We start from the raw sequence: 18536 nt of genomic DNA on the forward strand, positions 1-18536 counted from the left end.
GCTTGGCACGGCGCGACCGGTGGTCCGCCGCGCGGGTAAGGTCTCCCGCTGTGAGCACTGCACTGACGCCCCCCGCCGAGGCCATACCGCCGGTACGGCACCCCGACGCGCCCGCCCCGGGCGAGCTCCTGGGAGCCCACTACGAGCACTGCTTCGGCTGCGGCGGCGGCCAGCCCCACGGGCTGCACGTGGAGGCCAGGGCCGGCGAAGGCGTGAGCGTCACGGCCGAGTTCACCGTCACGACCGACCACCAGGGCGCCCCCGGCCTCGCCCACGGTGGCATCCTCGCCACCGCGCTCGACGAGACGCTCGGCTCGCTGAACTGGCTGCTGCGGGTCATCGCGGTGACCGGCCGGCTGGAGACCGACTTCGTACGCCCGGTGCCGGTCGGCACGGTGCTGCACCTTCAGGCCGAGGTCACCGCCGTACACGGCCGGAAGATCTACTGCACGGCGACGGGCAGGATCGGCGGGCCCGAGGGGCCCGTGGCGGTCCGCGCCGACGCCCTCTTCATCGAAGTCAAGGTCGATCACTTCATCGACAACGGCCGCCCGGAGGAGATCCAGGCGGCGATGGCCGACCCCGACCAGGTCCGGCGCGCCCGCGCCTTCGAGGTGAACCCCTGATGCGTAACCCTGTCGACGTCCTGATCCGCCGCGTGGACCCGGAGGTGCCGATCCCGTCGTACGGGCACCCGGGCGACGCGGGCGCCGATCTCGTCACCACCGAGGCCGCCGTGCTGGCCCCCGGCGAGCGCGCGATCCTGCCCACCGGGGTGTCGATCGCCCTGCCGGACGGGTACGCGGCCTTCGTGCACCCCCGCTCGGGGCTGGCGGCCCGGTGCGGAGTAGCCCTCGTGAATGCCCCAGGGACGGTGGATGCCGGGTACCGTGGGGAGATCAAGGTGATCGTGGTCAACCTCGACCCGCGCGAGAGCGTGCGGTTCGAACGGTTCGACCGGATCGCCCAACTGGTCGTTCAGCAAGTCGAGAAGGTCCGCTTCCACGAGGTGGCGGAGCTTCCCGGCTCGGCGCGGGCCGAGGGGGGCTTCGGGTCCACCGGCGGCCATGCCGCCACGGAGGGCTGGACGGGTGGGAATCGATACGCTTCGGTCGTATCCGACCGGGAAGGACAGTGACGTGTTCGGACGTCGCAAGAAGAGCAGTGCCGCTGCGGACGCAGCGGGCGAGGCCGAGCAGGTCGTCGACGAGGTCGGCACTGACGACGCGGCGGACAGCGAGCCGCGCCGGGTGAACCTTCCGCCGGCGCCCCGGCCCGACGGTCCCTGGGACATCTCCGAGGTCTCCAGGCCGGAAGAGGGCCGGGTCGACCTGGGCGGCATGTTCGTGCCCGGAGTCGAGGGCATGGAGCTGCGCGTGGAGGTCGCGGGCGACGCGATCGTCGCGGCGACCGTGGTGCTGCGCGACAGCGCCATCCAGTTGCAGGCGTTCGCCGCCCCCAAGAAGGAGGGCATCTGGGGCGAGGTCCGCGAGGAGATCGCCTCGGGCATCACCCAGCAGGGCGGTGTCATCGACGAGGTCGAGGGCCCCCTCGGCTGGGAGCTGCGCGCCCAGGTCCCGGTCAAGCTGCCGGACGGCACCGGCGGTGTGCAGCTCGTGCGGTTCGTCGGCGTGGACGGCCCCCGCTGGTTCCTGCGCGGGGTCATCTCCGGGCAGGGCGCGGTGCAGCCGGAGGCCGCGGGCCTGCTGGAGCAGATCTTCCGGGACACCGTCGTCGTACGGGGCGAGGGACCGATGGCGCCGCGCGACCCGATCGTCCTGAAGCTGCCGAACGACGCGCAGATGGTGCCCGAGGGCGTGCAGCAGGAGGACCAGGAGACGTCGCGCTTCTCGGGCGGCATGGGCCAGCTCCAGCGGGGCCCGGAGATCACCGAGGTCCGCTGAGTCGTCCTGACGCATACGGATGGTGGGCCGTACCCCGTACGACGGGGTGCGGCCCACCACGTTTTCCACAGGCGTTGCGGCCCTGTTCCGGCCCCACACATACTGAACGCGCACAGTGACGGGGGGAGAACCGATGTCCGAGCAGCACAGCGGGGAAGGCACCGCCACGGCCGTCGCCGAGGGCCGGGCGCCCATGGTGCGCGTGGAGGACGTGCACCGGTCGTACGGGACGGGGGCCGCCGCCGTCCACGCGCTGCGGGGCGTCTCCTTCGAGATACCGCACGGCGAGCTCGTCGCCCTCAAGGGCCGCTCCGGCTCCGGCAAGACCACCCTGCTCAACCTGGTCGGCGGCCTGGACGCACCCGACCGGGGGCGGATCACCGTCGACGGCACCGACCTCGCCGGCCTCGGTGAGAACGGGCTGCTGGAGCTGCGCCGCGACCGGATCGGGTTCATCTTCCAGGCGTTCGGACTGATCCCGATCCTGACGGCCGCCGAGAACGTCGGCATCCCGCTGCGGCTGCGCAAGGCCGATCCCCGCGAGCGCGAGGAGCGCGTCGAACTGCTGCTCGCCCTCGTCGGCCTCGCCGACCACGCGGCACAGCGCCCCGGCGAGCTGTCCGGCGGCCAGCAGCAGCGCGTCGCGATAGCCCGCGCGCTGGCCAACAAGCCGGCGCTGCTGATAGCCGACGAGCCGACCGGCCAGCTCGACGCCGAGACCGGCCTCGCGGTGATGGAGCTGCTGCGCGCGGTCGTACGCGGCGAGGGCGTCACCGCCCTCGTGGCCACGCACGACACCCAGCTCCTCGGCCTCGCGGACCGGGTCCTGGAGCTGAGCGACGGCGAGCTGACCGAGCACTGAACCACAGGCCCCAGATGGGCCATGGGCGCATCAGAATCCCGTCAAGACGCCCGGGAACCGACCTCCGCGTCCGGTTTGCCCCTGCCCCTGGCCGTAAGGTCTACGCACAGGCAATCGAACGAACAATCACGACAATGAGGCCATGGGACGCGGCAAGCTTCGGATCTACCTCGGTGCGGCACCGGGCGTCGGCAAGACGTACGCGATGCTCTCCGAGGCACACCGCCGCGTCGAGCGCGGCACCGACTGCGCCATCGCCTTCGTCGAGCACTACGACCGCCCCCGCACGGAGGTGATGCTGCACGGCCTCGAACAGATACCGCTCAAGGAGCTGGCCTACCGCGGCGCCACCTTCACCGAGATGGACATCGACGCCGTCCTGGAGCGCAGGCCCGCCGTGGCGCTCGTGGACGAGCTGGCCCACACCAACGTCCCCGGCTCGCGCAACGCCAAGCGCTGGCAGGACGTGGAGGAGCTGCTCGCCGCCGGCATCGACGTCATCTCCACCGTCAACATCCAGCACCTGGAGTCGCTGGGCGACGTCGTCGAGTCCATAACGGGCGTACGGCAGCAGGAGACGGTTCCCGACGAGGTGGTCCGCCGGGCCGACCAGATCGAGCTGGTCGACATGTCGCCGCAGGCGCTGCGCCGCCGTATGGCGCACGGCAACATCTACAAGCCGGACAAGGTCGACGCGGCCCTCTCCAACTACTTCCGCCCCGGCAACCTCACCGCACTGCGCGAGCTGGCGCTGCTGTGGACCGCCGACCGGGTCGACGAATACCTCCAGCAGTACCGGGGCGAGCACAACATCCGCACCACCTGGCAGGCCCGCGAGCGCATCGTCGTCGGTCTGACCGGCGGCCCCGAGGGACGCACCCTCATCCGCCGCGCCGCCCGGATGGCCGCCAAGGGCTCCGGCAGCGAGATCCTCGCCGTCTACATCGCCCGCAGCGACGGCCTGACCTCCGCGTCCCCCAAGGAGCTGGCCGTCCAGCGCACCCTGGTCGAGGACCTCGGCGGCTCCTTCCACCACGTCATAGGCGACGACATACCGTCCGCGCTGCTGGAGTTCGCGCGCGGCGTCAACGCCACCCAGATCGTGCTCGGCTCCAGCCGCCGCAAGGCGTGGCAGTACGTGTTCGGGCCGGGCGTCGGCGCCACCGTCGCCCGGGAGTCCGGACCCGACCTGGACGTCCACATCGTCACCCACGAGGAGGTCGCCCGGGGCCGGGGCCTGCCCGTCGCGCGCGGTGCCCGCCTCGGCCGCTCCCGGATCATCTGGGGCTGGCTGACCGGCGTCGCCGGCCCCGCCCTGCTCACCCTCCTGCTCACCCACGTCGACGCGGACCTCGGCATCGCCAACAACATGCTGCTGTTCCTGTCACTGACCGTGGCGTCCGCGCTGCTCGGCGGCCTGGTCCCGTCCCTGGCCTCCGCCGCCTTCGGCTCCCTCCTGCTGAACTGGTTCTTCGCCCCGCCCCTGTACCGGTTCACCATCCACGACCCCAGGAACATCGTCGCGATCGCCGTCTTCTTCGGAGTCGCCGTCGCGGTCGCCTCCGTCGTCGACCTGGCCGCGCGCCGCACCCACCAGGCCGCGCGGCTGCGCGCCGAGTCCGAGGTGCTGTCGTTCCTGGCCGGCAGCGTGCTGCGCGGGGAGACCGCGCTGGACGCCCTGCTGGAGCGGGTCCGCGAGACGTTCTCCATGGAGTCCGTCGCGCTGCTGGAGCGCGAGAGCGACATCGAGCCGTGGACCCGGGCGGGCAGCGTCGGGCGCCGGCCCGTGGCGCGCCCCGAGGACGCGGACGTCGACATGCCGGTCGGCGACCACATGGCGCTCGCGCTCTCCGGCCGCGTCCTGCCCGCCGAGGACCGCCGGGTGCTGGGCGCCTTCGCCGCCCAGGCCGCCGTGGTCCTGGACCGGCAGCGGCTCGTCGGCGAGGCCGAGGAGGCCCGCAAGCTCGCCGAGGGCAACAAGATCCGTACGTCGCTGCTGGCGGCCGTCAGCCATGACCTCCGTACCCCGCTCGCCGGGATCAAGGCCGCCGTCAGCTCGCTGCGCTCGGACGACGTGGAATGGTCCGAGGAGGACCGCGCCGAGCTGCTGGAAGGCATCGAAGCGGGCGCCGACCGCCTCGATCACCTGGTCGGGAACCTGCTCGACATGTCCCGCCTCCAGACCGGCACCGTCACCCCGCTGATCCGGGCCATCGACCTCGACGAGGTCGTCCCCATGGCGCTCGGCGGCGTACCGGACGGCAGCGCCGAGCTGGACATCCCCGAGAGCCTGCCGATGGTCGAGGTCGACAAGGGCCTGCTGGAGCGGGCCGTCGCCAACGTCGTCGAGAACGCCGTCAAGTACAGCCCCGGCTCCGCACCGGTCCTGGTGTCCGCCAGCGCCATGGCCGACCGCGTCGAGCTGCGCGTGGTGGACCGGGGCACAGGTGTGCCCGACGAGGCCAAGGACCGCATATTCGCCCCCTTCCAGCGCTACGGCGACGCCCCGCGCGGGGCCGGGGTGGGCCTCGGCCTCGCCGTCGCGCGCGGGTTCGTGGAGGCGATGGGCGGCACCATCACGGCCGAGGACACACCCGGCGGCGGCCTGACGATGGTCCTCACCCTCAAGGCGGCCGCCCCGGCCGCCGCCTCCGAAAATCCGGAAGCCCCCTCCCTGGAGAAAGCAGGCCCCTCATGACGCGGGTGCTCGTGGTCGACGACGAGCCGCAGATCGTACGCGCCCTCGTGATCAACCTGAAGGCACGGAAGTACGAGGTCGACGCGGCGGCCGACGGCGCGACGGCGCTCGAACTGGCCGCCGGCCGTCACCCCGACGTCGTCATCCTCGACCTCGGCCTGCCCGACATGGACGGCGTCGAGGTGATCAAGGGGCTGCGCGGCTGGACCCGCGTACCCATCCTGGTGCTCTCCGCGCGCCAGACCTCCGACGAGAAGGTCGAGGCCCTGGACGCCGGCGCCGACGACTACGTCACCAAGCCCTTCGGCATGGACGAGCTGCTCGCGCGGCTGCGCGCCGCCGTGCGCCGGGCCGAGCCCGTGGGCGGCGACGACGGCACGATCGTCGTCGAGACGCGGGGGTTCACGGTGGACCTCGCGGCGAAGAAGGTGCAGCGCGACGGGCGGGACGTCCGGCTTACGCCCACGGAGTGGCACCTGCTGGAGGTGCTCGTACGCAACGGCGGCCGGCTCGTCAGCCAGAAGCAGTTGCTCCAGGAGGTGTGGGGGCCGTCGTACGGCACGGAGACCAACTACCTCCGGGTCTACATGGCCCAACTGCGCCGGAAGCTGGAGGCGGACCCCTCACACCCCCAGCACTTCATCACCGAGCCCGGCATGGGATACCGCTTCGAGCGCTGATTCTCCTGTCGGTGGCGGCCGGTACGCTTTCTGTATGAGTGCTGCACCGCGTACCGAGAAGCAGGCCGGCCGCTTCCGCCGGATGCTCGACCGGCTGTCCAGTTCCCAGGGGGAGCTGGAATCGGAGGAGCTGCGGGAGGACACGCAGGCTTCGGGGTGCATCCGTATCTCGGACTGCGGGGACCGGCAGATCGTCAAGGTGACTGGTACCTTGCGGACGGTCACCCTGCGCCCGCGGGCCGGCGTGCCCGCGCTGGAGGCGGAGCTGTTCGACGGCACCGCGCCGCTGGACGTGGTGTGGCTGGGCCGGCGCTCCATCATGGGCATAGAACCGGGCCGCAAGCTCATCGCCTCCGGCCGCATCTGCATGAGTCACGGCCGCAGGGTGCTCTTCAATCCCAAATACGAACTCCGACCGCTCGGACAGGAGTAGCCGGTGACGTCACTCGACAAGCCGACCACCGACCAGGACGCCACTGACGGCCCCCAGGGCGCCCACGACTCGAAGGCCGTGACGGAAGCGGCCCTGTTCGAAGCCTTCGGCGGAGTACGCGGCCTGGTGGAGACAGTGCTCCCCGGCCTGCTCTTCGTCACGATCTACACGATCAACAAGGACCTGCACCTCTCGGCCATCGCGGCGCTGGGCGTGTCCCTGCTGCTGGTCGCGGTCCGCCTGATCCGCCGCGACACCGTGAAGCACGCCTTCAGCGGCGTCTTCGGCGTCGCCTTCGGCGTGGTCTTCGCGATGATGACCGGCAACGCCAAGGACTTCTACCTGCCGGGCATGCTCTACACGCTGGGCCTGGGCATCGCGTACATCGCCACCACGCTGGCGGGCGTCCCGCTGATCGGCCTGATCCTCGGCCCGGTCTTCAAGGAGAACCTCTCCTGGCGCACCCGCAACCCCGGCCGCAAGAAGGCGTACGCCAAGGCGAGCTGGGCGTGGGGCCTGATCCTGCTCGGCAAGTGCGCGATCCTCTTCCCGCTGTACTGGTGGGCGGACACCACCCAGCTCGGCTGGGTGCTGGTGACCCTGAAGGTCCCGCCTTTCCTGCTCGCGGTCTACCTGACGTGGGTCTTCCTGGCGAAGGCGCCGCCGCCGATCGACGTCTTCGCGGAGATGGAGGCGGAGGAGCGCGCCGAAAAGGAACGCAAGGCCGCCGCCGCCGCGCAAGCGGCCCAGCCACAGCCCCACCGCGGCGAGGCCTGACGCCCCCGCTCCCGTACCGCTCAAGGCCCCCACTCAGGGGCAACGAAGCCGGCGAACCCTCCAGGCGTACGACGAGGGCTCGGGACCAGACAGTGGTCCCGAGCCCCTCGATCGTCAACCGTTAACGCACCGGATTAGCTGGTGGCGTCCTCGCGGCGTACCGAGAGGAGGTCCTCCAACTGCTCCTCGCGGGCCTGGGCCGCGACGAAGAGCAGCTCGTCGCCGGCCTCCAGGGTCTCCTCCGCGCTCGGCGTCAGGACGCGCGAGCCGCGGATGATCGTGACCAGCGAGGTGTCCTGCGGCCAGGCCACGTCGCCCACCGACGTACCAGCCATGGCCGACTCGGGCGGGAGCGTGAGCTCCACCAGGTTCGCGTCGCCGTGGCTGAAGCGCAGCAGCCGGACCAGGTCGCCGACGCTCACCGCCTCCTCCACCAGCGCCGACATCAGGCGCGGCGTGGAAACCGCGACGTCGACGCCCCAGGCCTCGTTGAACAGCCACTCGTTCTTCGGGTTGTTCACCCGGGCGACCACCCGGGGAACCCCGTACTCGGTCTTCGCGAGCAGCGAGACGACCAGGTTCACCTTGTCGTCGCCGGTCGCCGCGATGACCACGTTGCAGCGCTGAAGCGCGGCCTCGTCCAGCGAGGTGATCTCGCACGCGTCCGCCAGCAGCCACTCCGCCTGCGGCACCCGCTCCACCGAGATCGCGGTCGGCGCCTTGTCGATGAGGAGCACCTCGTGCCCGTTCTCCAGCAGCTCACCCGCGATGGAACGGCCCACCGCGCCGGCGCCCGCAATAGCGACCCGCATCAGTGACCGCCCTCCTCAGGGCCTTCGGCGAACGCCGCCTCGACCTTCTCGATCTCGTCCGTACGCATCATCACGTGCACCAGGTCGCCCTCCTGCAGCACCGTCTGCGACGTCGGCAGGACCGCCTCGCCCAGCCGGGTGAGGAAGGCCACGCGTACGCCCGTCTCCTCCTGGAGCCGGCTGACCTTGTGCCCGATCCACGACGGGGACGTGTGCACCTCGGCGAGCTGGACACCGCCGCTCGGGTCCCGCCACAGCGGCTCGGCGCCGGACGGCAGCAGCCGCCGCAGCATCTGGTCGGCGGTCCAGCGCACGGTGGCGACCGTCGGGATGCCCAGGCGCTGGTACACCTCGGCGCGCCGGGGGTCGTAGATCCGGGCGGCGACGTTCTCGATGCCGAACATCTCGCGGGCCACCCGCGCCGCGATGATGTTGGAGTTGTCGCCGCTGCTCACCGCGGCGAACGCCCCGGCTTCCTCGATCCCGGCCTCACGCAGGGTGTCCTGGTCGAACCCGACACCCGTGACGCGCCGTCCGCCGAAGCCGGAGCCCAGGCGCCGGAATGCCGTCGGGTCCTGGTCGACGACGGCGACCGTGTGCCCCTGCTGTTCCAGGGTCTGCGCGAGTGCGGCTCCCACTCGCCCGCAGCCCATGATGACGATGTGCACGTCCGCTTACCCCGCACTCCTGGTCATCTTGCTGACCTGCGAAAACACCCTGCTCACTCTTCTCTCTCAGCCTGCGTGCGGTGTTGCCCGAGACGAGCTTATGCCGCCACCACGCTGTTGCCCTCATCCGAGGCGGCCGACGCGTCCGTCGGTCCGTCCGTCGGTCCGTCCGTCGGGCCGTCGGCCGCGGCTCCCCGCTCCGGCGGCCGGCTCTGCCACGTGGCGGACTGCCCCACGCGGCAGCGAACCAGCGTACAAACCGACGAGTCGGTGGCTTACGTCACAGTTTTCACGGTTTTCCGTGCCGTCCGCGTTAAGGGAGCGCAAGTTTCCGGCGCAACGGCGGGTGGTGGGTGGGCGGGGCCAATTTCGAACGCATACGATCCTGTGCGTGTCCAAACTGACCGACGTGCCCAAACGGATTCTGATCGGCCGGGCGCTGCGCAGCGACAGGCTGGGAGAGACCCTTCTCCCCAAACGCATCGCGCTCCCCGTCTTCGCATCCGACCCGCTTTCCTCGGTGGCGTACGCGCCGGGAGAAGTCCTGCTGGTCCTCTCCATCGCGGGTGTGTCGGCCTACCAGTTCAGCCCCTGGATCGCGGCCGCCGTCGTGGTCCTGATGTTCACGGTGGTCGCCTCCTACCGGCAGAACGTCCACGCCTACCCCAGCGGCGGCGGGGACTACGAGGTCGCCAATACCAACCTCGGCCCCAAGGCCGGCCTCACCGTCGCCAGCGCGCTCCTCGTCGACTACGTGCTCACCGTGGCCGTCTCCATCTCCTCCGGAGTGGAGAATCTCGGTTCCGCCATTCCCTTCGTCGTCGAGCACAAGGTCTTCTCCGCTATAGCGATAATCCTGCTCCTCACCCTCATGAACCTCCGGGGTGTGAGGGAATCGGGGAAGCTCTTCGCGATTCCCACGTATGTGTTCGTCGTCGGCGTCTTCAGCATGATCGCGTGGGGCGCGTTCAAGGGGCTCGTCCTCGACGAGACCATGAGGGCCCCGACCGCCGACTTCGAGATCCGGCCCGAGCATGAAGGCCTCGCCGGCCTGGCCCTCGTCTTCCTGCTCCTGCGCGCCTTCTCCTCCGGCTGCGCCGCGCTCACCGGCGTCGAGGCGATCAGCAACGGTGTGCCCGCCTTCCGCAAGCCCAAGAGCCGGAACGCCGCGACCACCCTCGCCCTCATGGGTGCCTTCGCCGTCACCATGTTCTGCGGCATCATCGGCCTGGCCATGGCCACCGGCGTGAAGATGGCCGAGACGCCGGCCCACGACCTGCTGCGCAACGGCGTCCCGGTCGGCGAGGGCTACGTCCAGAACCCCGTGATCTCCCAGGTCGCGGCCGCCGTCTTCGGCGAGGGCACCTTCTTCTTCATCCTGCTCGCCGCCGCCACCGCGCTCGTGCTGTTCCTCGCCGCGAACACCGCGTACAACGGCTTCCCGCTCCTCGGCTCGATCCTCGCCCAGGACCGCTACCTGCCGCGCCAGTTGCACACGCGCGGCGACCGGCTGGCGTTCTCCAACGGCATCGTGCTCCTGGCCGGCGCCGCCATGCTGCTGGTCTGGATGTACGGGGCGGACTCCACCAAGCTGATCCAGCTCTACATCGTCGGCGTCTTCGTCTCCTTCACGCTCAGCCAGACCGGCATGGTGCGGCACTGGAACCGCCACCTGAAGACCGAGCGCGACCCCGCCGTCCGCCGCCGCATGATCCGCTCCCGCGCGATCAACACCTTCGGCGCCTTCTTCACCGGCCTGGTCCTGGTCGTCGTGCTGGCCACCAAGTTCACGCACGGCGCCTGGGTCGCCCTGCTCGGCATGGTCATCTTCTACGGCACGATGACCGCGATCCGGAAGCACTACGACCGGGTCGCCGAGGAGATCGCCGCCCCCGACGAGCCGAGCGACGACACCGTCCGGCCGTCGCGCGTCCACTCCATCGTCCTGGTCTCCAAGGTCCACCGGCCGACGCTGCGGGCCGTCGCGTACGCCCAGCTCATGCGCTCCCACAAGCTGGAGGCGCTCAGCATCAACGTCGACCCGGCCGAGACCAAGGCGCTCAAGGCGGAGTGGGAGCGGCGCGGCATCAACGTGCCGCTGAAGATCCTCGACTCGCCGTACCGCGAGGTCACGCGGCCGGTCGTCGAGTACGTCAAGGGGATCCGCCGCGAGAGCCCGCGCGACGCGGTCAGCGTGATCATCCCCGAGTACGTGGTGGGCCACTGGTACGAGCACCTGCTGCACAACCAGAGCGCGCTGCGCCTCAAGGGCCGGCTGCTGTTCACCCCGGGCGTGATGGTGACCTCGGTCCCGTACCAGCTCCAGTCCTCCGAGGTGGCGAAGAAGCGCGAGAAGAAGCGCCAGGAGTGGAACGCGCCCGGTTCGGTGCGCCGCGGCCCCGCCGTCGAGCGCCCCAAGGAGCCGACGGCCAAGAGCTGACCTTCAGGACCCTGGCGGGCACGTAGACTGGTGGGCTGCCGCCTGGCAGCCCCCGTCTCACTCCCTGGAGTCACCCCGTCATGCCAAACGCACCCGAGTCCTCCCTCATCGGGGAGGAGTACGAGGTCGAGGTCGGCCCCGTCGCGCATGGCGGCCACTGCATCGCCCGTACCGACGAGGGCCGCGTGCTCTTCGTCCGGCACGCGCTGCCCGGCGAGAAGGTCGTCGTCCGCGTCACGGAGGGGTCCGCGGACTCCCGTTTCCTGCGCGCCGACGCCGTCCGCGTCCTGGACGCCTCCAAGGACCGGGTCGAGGCGCCCTGCCCGTACGCCGGACCCGGCAAGTGCGGCGGCTGCGACTGGCAGCACGCCAAGCCCGGCGCCCAGCGCCGTCTGAAGGGCGAGGTCATCGCCGAGCAGCTCAAGCGGCTCGCCGGCCTGACGCCCGAGGAGGCCGGCTGGGACGGCACGGTCATGCCGGCCGAGGGCGACAAGGTCCCGGCCGGGGAGGTACCGGCCTGGCGCACGCGCGTCCAGTACGCCGTGGACGCCGAGGGCCACGCGGGGCTGCGCAAGCACCGCTCGCACGAGGTCCAGCCGATCGACCGCTGCCTGATCGCGGCGCCCGGCGTCACCGAACTGGGCATCGAGAAGCGGAACTGGTCCGGGATGGCCTCGATCGACGCCATCGCCGCGACCGGCTCGCAGGACCGACAGGTCGTCCTCACCCCGCGCCCGGGCGCCCGGCTCCCGATCGTCGAACTCGACAAGCCGGTCTCGGTCCTCCGCGTCGCCGAGGACGGGGGAGTGCACCGCGTCCACGGGCGCCCCTTCGTGCGCGAGCGCGCCGACGACCGCACGTACCGCGTGGGCAACGGCGGCTTCTGGCAGGTCCACCCGAAGGCCGCCGACACCCTGGTCCGCGCCGTCATGCAGGGCCTCCTGCCCCGCAAGGGCGACACGGCCCTGGACCTCTACTGCGGCGCCGGCCTCTTCGCCGGCGCCCTCGCCGACCGCGTGGGCGACAAGGGCGCCGTCCTCGGCATCGAGTCGGGCAAGCGCGCGGTGGAGGACGCCCGCCACAACCTCCAGCACTTCGACCGGGTCCGCATCGAGCAGGGCAAGGTCGAACAGGCCCTCCCGCGCACCGGCATCACCGAGGTCGACCTCATCGTCCTCGACCCGCCCCGCGCGGGCGCCGGCAAGCAGACGGTCCACCACCTCGCCGGCCTGTCCGCCCGCCGCATCGCCTACGTCGCCTGCGACCCGGCCGCCCTCGCCCGGGACCTGGCCTACTTCAAGGAGGTCGGCTACCGGGTGCGGACGCTGCGGGCGTTCGACTTGTTCCCGATGACGCACCATGTGGAGTGCGTGGCGATTCTGGAGCCGGCCGCGAAGGGCTCCTGACCCGTGCCACGCGCCGGTTCGCCGGCTGGCGGGTTGTTCAGGTGTCCCGCACGACTTTTCGTCGGCGCTTCTTGTGCCCACCCGGGGGTGGGTCCTCGGTCTGTCCGCACGAGCCGGTGAGGAGAAGGGCGAGTTCTGCGCGAAGCCGGTGGAGCGGTTGCGTCAGGTCCAGTCCGGTGAGCTCGTGCACGCGGCGTAGCCGGTATTCCAGCGTGTGGCGGTGGACGAACAGCGCGCGGGCCGCAGTGGCGGCGCACATGCCGTAGCGCAGATAGGCGCTGAGAGTGGCGAGCAGGTGAGCGTGCCGCCTGTCCTTGTGCAGGGGTCCCAGGCAGTGGGAGAGGAAGGTCTCATGCTCGCGGTTGCTCTGCGAGAAGAGGGCCGTCAAGGGGAGGACCTCTCGCGCGTCCAAGCCCCCGACGCGATAGCACTCGGCGATGGGGACGGTATGGCGCGCGAGGCGCGCGGCCGAGGCTGTGTCGCCGTTGTCCACGGGTGCCAGCGCGTACGGCACGTCGAGGCCGTCGCACACCGGTGGGGTGGCGCTGAACAGGATGACGCGGCTACCGACGTCGCCGATGAGGGCATGTGGGTTGTCCCGTCTGAGACGGTGGAGCGTGCTCCGGCTACGGGATTCGTCCAGAACCGCGGTGACGGCGCAGTGGCTCAGGGGTGTGAGGACTTGCGGGGGGAGTGCCGACGGCCCCTCGGGTACGGGGCAGGGATCGAGCAAGGTGCGCAACGCGGTGGAGGCGTACGCACCGGACGTGCGGCGTGAGACGTGGTCGTTCCCCTGACGGGGGAGGAGGGCGGAGGCTGTCTGCCGTGCGGTGACCGGCCTCTGCTCATCGGCGTCAACGGGATGCTCGCACGGACGGAGGTGGTGCTGGGCGAGTTGGCAGGTGAGTGTCCGCAGCACCGTCTCGATCACGGTGCGCTCGATGAGGCCCTCTTTCTCCGGCACGGTGTTCTCGTCGTATGAGCGAGGGTCATGTACGCGGGTGTCCTCCGCGGTGCTGCCCTGTGCGCCGCCGCGGTGGCCCAGCTCGGCGTGGACGTGATCCACGAGGTGAGACGCGTGGACGCGCAAGTGCTGGACGGCTTCGGTGAGATGAGCGGCCGTGGGTGGGGTATCGGTGGTGTTTCTGGGACCCGTTCCCCGACGTTGTGGGGGGGAGGGGGGATGGGCCTGGGGGGAGCATGGCGTCACCTCTCACTTCTCACTGTGGGCGGCGTCAAGCGGTAACCGTGGCCGGCGCGTTCCGCTCCTCATCCGGGGAGAGGTAGCGGTGCCCGAAAAGCTTCTGAATCAGACGCTATGTGACATCCGTTGCTCGGAGTAAGGGCCATTCGAGTGTGCTTGCGGCGGCTGATGACGCGTTCGCAGGGGGCGGGCGGGGACCTCGTTGGAAGCGCCCGTCGTGGGCATTCGGTGGTCGGGTGCCGCGCGTTCGTGCTGCGCCGTCAGCCCGTCCGTTCCCGAGGCACCGACCACCCCGACGTCCGGCTCAGAATCAGGGCGAGTTCCGCTCGCATCCTGTCGAAGGGGTTGCTGAGGTCGATACCGGTGAGGCTTTCGATGGAGCGCAACCGGTAGGTGAGCGTGTGCCGGTGCACGTACAGGCTGCGCGCGGCCGCAGTGACGCACAGGTTGTGCGCCAGGTAGGTGCTGAGGGTTTCCAGCAGATAGCGGTGCCGGAGGTTGGTGTACAGCGGCCCAAGGCATGAGATCACGAAGTTCTCCCTTTCCTCGGGCGCCATGTCCAGCGCCGCGATGAGGGGAAGCGCCTGGCCGGTGTCGACGCGCACCCCGTAGTGCCGGGCGATGACAGCCGCGAGTGCGGCTCGGCGGGCGGCGCGCATGGTGTCTCCCTCCTCGATCGGCACCAGCCCGTAAGGGCCGAACAGTTCCGGCACGTTCGGTCGCTCCTGGGTGAAGGCGGTCACGTTCGTGCCGGTGATGGCCACCAGAGCGTGCGGATTGAGCGCCCGGAACTTCTGCAGGGCGGCTTTGGTGCCGTGCCCGAGCTGGGTGGCGGCCAGGCACCACCGAGGAACCGTCTGGTGCCGGGGGGCGGTACGCCGGGTGGCGGTGCAGGACGGTGTGGGCGGTTGCGGCGGAGCAGCCAACGACTGCGAGGGCGCCGACGGCTCCGACGGTGGCCGGTACCGCTCGATGATCGTCGCCGTGGAGATCTTGAGCGTGTGGAGAGCTCGCTCCTTGAGGACGTACGCCAGGCATGTCCGCTCTGGTGAGTGTGCGGGGGCCTCGTTCGTGAGCGCCCTCACGAGGACAGTGGCGCAGGCTTGCTGCTGGAGGATCGACTCCTCGCACCTGAGCCCGGCCGCCGCGTGGGCGGCGGCCCGAGCACGGAAGAACTCCTCCAGGTCCGGTGCCGGGACGGTGTTGGTGAGCGCGGTCAGCCAGACGCCCAGGTCTTCGCTGACCACATCGCTGTGCCGCGGGGGAAACGCCCCGCGCACCAGCGTCGGATCCCTCAGCACTTCCCCGGCCAGCACGGTGATCCTGTCACGCACCGCCCTTTCGGTTTCACGGCGCAGCGAGCACGAGCCTGAGTCAAGCAGTTGTTCCGGGCGGTCAGCGTTTCCCATGAATGGTCCTCGTTCGAAGTGAAGCCTTCGCGCTACCCGGCCGTAGAGGCCGGAGACCAGCGTGTATTTCCACCTCTGTGACCGGCAATGGACAATTTGCAGTAAAGAAAAATCGCGGGGATCCGTGAATCGGACACCTTGTCCAAGGGTTTCCCTGTGGAAGCGCGAGTTCCGCATTGGGCCGCATGGTGAGCGCCGATGCGGGGCAGCCTGGGGGGAATGCCTTGACGCCCGCATGCCGCGCGGGTCCTCGGAAGACAGGCCCATGGGCCCGGATCGGCGTGCCGGGATTCGGGGATCGCTTGAGGTGAAGGCGTGTGAGGCGTGGTGACTACCGCTCGGAAGTGATGCAGAAAGGATTCCCCCCGGCGTGCGGGTTATGCGGTGCGTGGAACAGATTCGACAACGCGTCCACATCCCCTCGGAGATGCTTTTCCTTTTCGTGGCGGTCCGCTGCCATGGGTTGTGCCGGAATGCCATGTCCGGACTATTGCAAACGCCAGCGCAGGGTCTGCGATGGGGCGGGCCCGTCGCATCGAGACGTACACGGCCCGCGATCCCGCCGAGGCGCTGCCGCCCGACAGGGAGACCTCATGCAACAGCCGCTCCTTCGACAATCGGACAGTCAGCGATCAGCCGATCCGGACCTCGAAATCCTGATCCCGGCCTACAACGAGGAGCTTCGCCTGCCGGCGACCGTACGGACGCTCGCCGGCCATCTCCGGCGCCTGCCGCTGCGTACGGCGCTCCGAGTCATCGACAACGGCAGCTCCGACAGCACCGCCGCGTGTGTGGACGCCCTCGCCGCCTCCGGCATTCCGGTCACGGTGACCGGATGTTCCCGGCGCGGCAAGGGAGCAGCGGTCACGCGCGGCATGCTGACCTCCCGGGCCCGGTGGACCGGCTTCTGCGACGCGGATCTCTCGACCCCGGCCGGCGCGATCGACGACGCGCTGGCCTTGCTGAGGCAAGGCCGGCACGTGGTCATCGGCTCCCGTCGCTGCCCCGGTGCCCGCCTGACCGTGCGTCAGCCGCTGCACCGAAGGCTGGGCGGCACCGGATTCCGACTGCTCACCCGGCACCTCTCCGGGCCCGTCAAGGACACCCAGTGCGGATTCAAGTTCTTCGACACGGGCGCCACGCGTGCCTTGTTCGCCGACATCTCCTGCACCGGCTTCGCCTTCGACCTGGAGGTCATCGTCCGGGCCCGCGCACTCGGCCTGAGCATCGTGGAGGTCCCCGTGGTGTGGAGCGACCAGCGGGGCTCCCGCTTTCGTGCCGCCTCCGACGGGCTGCAGGTGGCCACCGATCTGTGGCGGCTGCACCGGGCCCGTACCGCCGGCGCGAGGTGTGCGTGATGAGCCTGCGCCGGACGTTTCCCGATGTCACGCACTGGCGCGGCCGGCACGTGGTGGTGTGCAACTGGCGCGATGGACGGCATCCCGAGGCCGGAGGCGCCGAACTCTACTGCGAGCAGGTCGCGCAGCAGCTTCACGACGCCGGGGTACGAGTCACCTATGTGACGGCGCGCCCTCGCGGAACTGCCCGGAGGGAGCAGGCCCCGTACGGCACCGTGGTGCGCGGAGGTGGACGGTTCTCCGTCTATCTCTTCGCCCTGCTGTGGCTGGCGTGGCAGCGCCGCCGTGTCGACGCCGTCATCGACTCCCAGAACGGCATCCCCTTCTTCACCCCGCTCGTACTGCCCCGCCGCACACCGGTGGTCCTGCTCGTCCACCATGTCCACCAGCAGCAGTTCGCGGTGCTCTTCCCGCGCGCCGTGGCCGTCGTGGGGCGATGGCTGGAAGCGACGGGCAGCCGACTGGTCTACGGGCGGCGCGCGATCTGCGCGGTCTCCCCGTCGTCGCGCGCGCAGACCCGTACGCTGCTGGGGCTGCGCGGACCGGTGCACCTCGCCCCTCCAGGACTGACCGCCATCATCCCCCAGGCCATGGCCACGCGGCCACGCATCGTGTGTACGGGCCGGCTGGTACGCCACAAGCGCCTCGACCATCTCATCCGCGCCCTGCCCGCCCTCCGGGAGAACATGCCCGGAGTGGAGTTGCACTTGATCGGCGACGGGGAGGCACGCGAGGAACTGGCACGACTCGCCGAGCGGCTGGGGGTCGGTGACCGCGTCGTGTTCCACGGGCGGCTGCCGGTGCCGGCTCGCGACGCCCTGGTGGCCTCCGCCTGGATCACGGCCTCCGCCTCACCGCACGAGGGCTGGGGCCTGTCGGTGATGGAGGCGGCAGGAGCCGGTGTGCCGGCGGTCGCCTACGACGTTCCCGGGCTCCGCGACGTCATCCGCCACGGCGTCACGGGATGGCTGGTGCGCGAGGGCGAGCAGGATCTGACCACCGCGCTCGTCCTGGCCCTGCGTACCGTCGCGGACCCGGGGCAGGCAGCCGCCATCTCCACGGCCTGCCGTGCGTGGGCCGGCCGCTTCACCTGGAGCGCCACCGCCGGCCACCTCCTGGCTGCCCTGACCGCCGAGCAGACCAGGCTCCGTGACCGGGACCGTGGCGGGCCGCCCAGTGACTCCTGTGCCGTGGTCACCCTCCCGAACAGCCTGCTGCTCCGCGCGGACAGCGGCGCGCTCCGCGTCACCGACCTGATCACGGTGTGCGGTCCGGACGCCGCGCTGCTGTTGACGGGCGCGGACGAACAGGACGCGTACGCGATCCTCACCAGGATGGGACTCGACGCGAGCGATCCGCGCCTCCGCGTCCGCCTGGCCCGCCCCGGCGACTTGCTGGGATGGCAACGGCATCCCGGCACCGGCGGCCCCGGCCCGGAAGGACCGCTGCACCGCGGTGTGTTGTCCCCCCGTCGCCGCAAACCGCGCCTGTCCCGTACCGGCTGAGCGCTTCCCCGTGGCGGCGCCCGGCCTGTGCTGCCCCCGTACCCGTCACCGCGCCCGGCCTGCGCTGCCCCCGTACCCGTCACCGCGCCCGGCCTGTGCTGCCCCCGTACCCGTCACCGCGCCCGGCCTGCGCTGCCCCCGTACCCGTCACCCCGCCCGGTCATGAGCACCACGCGCCGGCCATCGACCGCGCTCGCTCCCGCCGTGCCCACGGCGGCCCCCACTCCCGCCCTCCTCGTCACGAAAAGCGGCATCCGGATGTCCCCCTCACCGCCTGGGTACCCCCCTCGCACCCCTCCACCCGCTCATCGGCACGTACTCAGGGCCTGGCCATGGCGCCGCTTCCCGGGACGCCACCGTTCTCACCGTCGCTCCCGCGC

Annotated in this window: 16 protein-coding genes; 12 read left to right on the plus strand and 4 right to left on the minus strand. The window is 70.8% G+C overall.

Annotation, left to right across the window (positions count from 1 at the left end; all coding sequences use genetic code 11):
• The first annotated feature begins 50 nt into the window (after nucleotides 1–50).
• The 8 genes from AB0J57_RS20950 (at nucleotide 51) to AB0J57_RS20985 (ending at nucleotide 7354) form a co-directional block, all read left to right on the plus strand.
• Complete coding sequence (locus AB0J57_RS20950) at nucleotides 51–626, plus strand: PaaI family thioesterase (protein WP_366129739.1); 576 nt, start codon at nucleotides 51–53, stop codon at nucleotides 624–626.
• Nucleotides 626–1138, plus strand: coding sequence for a dUTP diphosphatase (gene dut, locus AB0J57_RS20955; protein WP_366129740.1), 513 nt, complete (start codon nucleotides 626–628; stop codon nucleotides 1136–1138). The genes AB0J57_RS20950 and dut overlap by 1 nt, the downstream gene beginning before the upstream one ends.
• A 1-nt stretch (nucleotide 1139) precedes the next feature.
• Nucleotides 1140–1904, plus strand: a complete 765-nt coding sequence (locus AB0J57_RS20960; RefSeq protein WP_366129741.1) for a DUF3710 domain-containing protein — start codon at nucleotides 1140–1142, stop codon at nucleotides 1902–1904.
• Nucleotides 1905–2037: 133 nt separating this feature from the next.
• The gene (locus AB0J57_RS20965; protein WP_366129743.1) at nucleotides 2038–2766 is read left to right on the plus strand and encodes an ABC transporter ATP-binding protein; all 729 of its coding nucleotides are present in this window, start codon (nucleotides 2038–2040) and stop codon (nucleotides 2764–2766) included.
• Nucleotides 2767–2908: 142 nt separating this feature from the next.
• Nucleotides 2909–5464 (plus strand): sensor histidine kinase KdpD, encoded by a 2556-nt coding sequence (locus tag AB0J57_RS20970; protein ID WP_366129744.1) that lies wholly within the window; start codon nucleotides 2909–2911, stop codon nucleotides 5462–5464.
• Nucleotides 5461–6144, plus strand: a complete 684-nt coding sequence (locus AB0J57_RS20975) for a response regulator (RefSeq protein WP_366129745.1) — start codon at nucleotides 5461–5463, stop codon at nucleotides 6142–6144. Before AB0J57_RS20970 ends, AB0J57_RS20975 begins: the two co-directional genes overlap by 4 nt.
• Nucleotides 6145–6178: 34 nt before the next feature.
• The gene (locus AB0J57_RS20980; RefSeq protein WP_366129746.1) at nucleotides 6179–6577 is read left to right on the plus strand and encodes an OB-fold nucleic acid binding domain-containing protein; all 399 of its coding nucleotides are present in this window, start codon (nucleotides 6179–6181) and stop codon (nucleotides 6575–6577) included.
• Between the two features lie 3 nt (nucleotides 6578–6580).
• Complete coding sequence (locus AB0J57_RS20985; protein WP_366129748.1) at nucleotides 6581–7354, plus strand: DUF3159 domain-containing protein; 774 nt, start codon at nucleotides 6581–6583, stop codon at nucleotides 7352–7354.
• A gap of 134 nt (nucleotides 7355–7488) precedes the next feature.
• Here the strand turns inward: AB0J57_RS20985 and AB0J57_RS20990 are convergent, their stop codons facing one another.
• Nucleotides 7489–8166, minus strand: a complete 678-nt coding sequence (locus tag AB0J57_RS20990; protein WP_366129749.1) for a TrkA family potassium uptake protein — start codon at nucleotides 8164–8166, stop codon at nucleotides 7489–7491.
• Nucleotides 8166–8834, minus strand: a complete 669-nt coding sequence (locus AB0J57_RS20995; RefSeq protein ID WP_064071475.1) for a TrkA family potassium uptake protein — start codon at nucleotides 8832–8834, stop codon at nucleotides 8166–8168. The genes AB0J57_RS20990 and AB0J57_RS20995 overlap by 1 nt, the downstream gene beginning before the upstream one ends.
• Before the next feature lie 391 nt (nucleotides 8835–9225).
• On the opposite strand from AB0J57_RS20995, the gene AB0J57_RS21000 reads away from it, so the two are divergent.
• Together AB0J57_RS21000 and AB0J57_RS21005 are read left to right on the plus strand one after the other, a co-directional pair.
• On the plus strand, nucleotides 9226–11274 hold the full coding sequence (locus AB0J57_RS21000; protein ID WP_366129750.1) for an APC family permease: 2049 nt from the start codon (nucleotides 9226–9228) through the stop codon (nucleotides 11272–11274).
• A gap of 80 nt (nucleotides 11275–11354) precedes the next feature.
• The gene (locus AB0J57_RS21005; protein ID WP_366129751.1) at nucleotides 11355–12680 is read left to right on the plus strand and encodes a class I SAM-dependent RNA methyltransferase; all 1326 of its coding nucleotides are present in this window, start codon (nucleotides 11355–11357) and stop codon (nucleotides 12678–12680) included.
• Between the two features lie 37 nt (nucleotides 12681–12717).
• On the opposite strand, the gene AB0J57_RS21010 is transcribed toward AB0J57_RS21005, so the two are convergent.
• Entirely contained in the window at nucleotides 12718–13746 is a 1029-nt protein-coding gene (locus AB0J57_RS21010) for a helix-turn-helix domain-containing protein (protein ID WP_366129752.1), read from the minus strand.
• A gap of 398 nt (nucleotides 13747–14144) precedes the next feature.
• The gene (locus tag AB0J57_RS21015) at nucleotides 14145–15218 is read right to left on the minus strand and encodes a helix-turn-helix domain-containing protein (protein WP_366129754.1); all 1074 of its coding nucleotides are present in this window, start codon (nucleotides 15216–15218) and stop codon (nucleotides 14145–14147) included.
• Between the two features lie 668 nt (nucleotides 15219–15886).
• Between AB0J57_RS21015 and AB0J57_RS21020 the strand changes: the two genes are divergently transcribed.
• Together AB0J57_RS21020 and AB0J57_RS21025 are read left to right on the plus strand one after the other, a co-directional pair.
• Nucleotides 15887–16651 carry a glycosyltransferase gene (locus AB0J57_RS21020; RefSeq protein ID WP_366129755.1) on the plus strand — a complete coding sequence of 255 codons (765 nt, stop codon included), beginning with the start codon at nucleotides 15887–15889 and terminating at the stop codon, nucleotides 16649–16651.
• Nucleotides 16651–18156 carry a glycosyltransferase family 4 protein gene (locus AB0J57_RS21025; protein WP_366129756.1) on the plus strand — a complete coding sequence of 502 codons (1506 nt, stop codon included), beginning with the start codon at nucleotides 16651–16653 and terminating at the stop codon, nucleotides 18154–18156. The genes AB0J57_RS21020 and AB0J57_RS21025 overlap by 1 nt, the downstream gene beginning before the upstream one ends.
• Nucleotides 18157–18536 lie beyond the last annotated feature (380 nt).

The sequence above is a fragment of the Streptomyces sp. NPDC049837 genome, assembly GCF_040674455.1.
Taxonomy (GTDB): Bacteria; Actinomycetota; Actinomycetes; order Streptomycetales; family Streptomycetaceae; genus Streptomyces.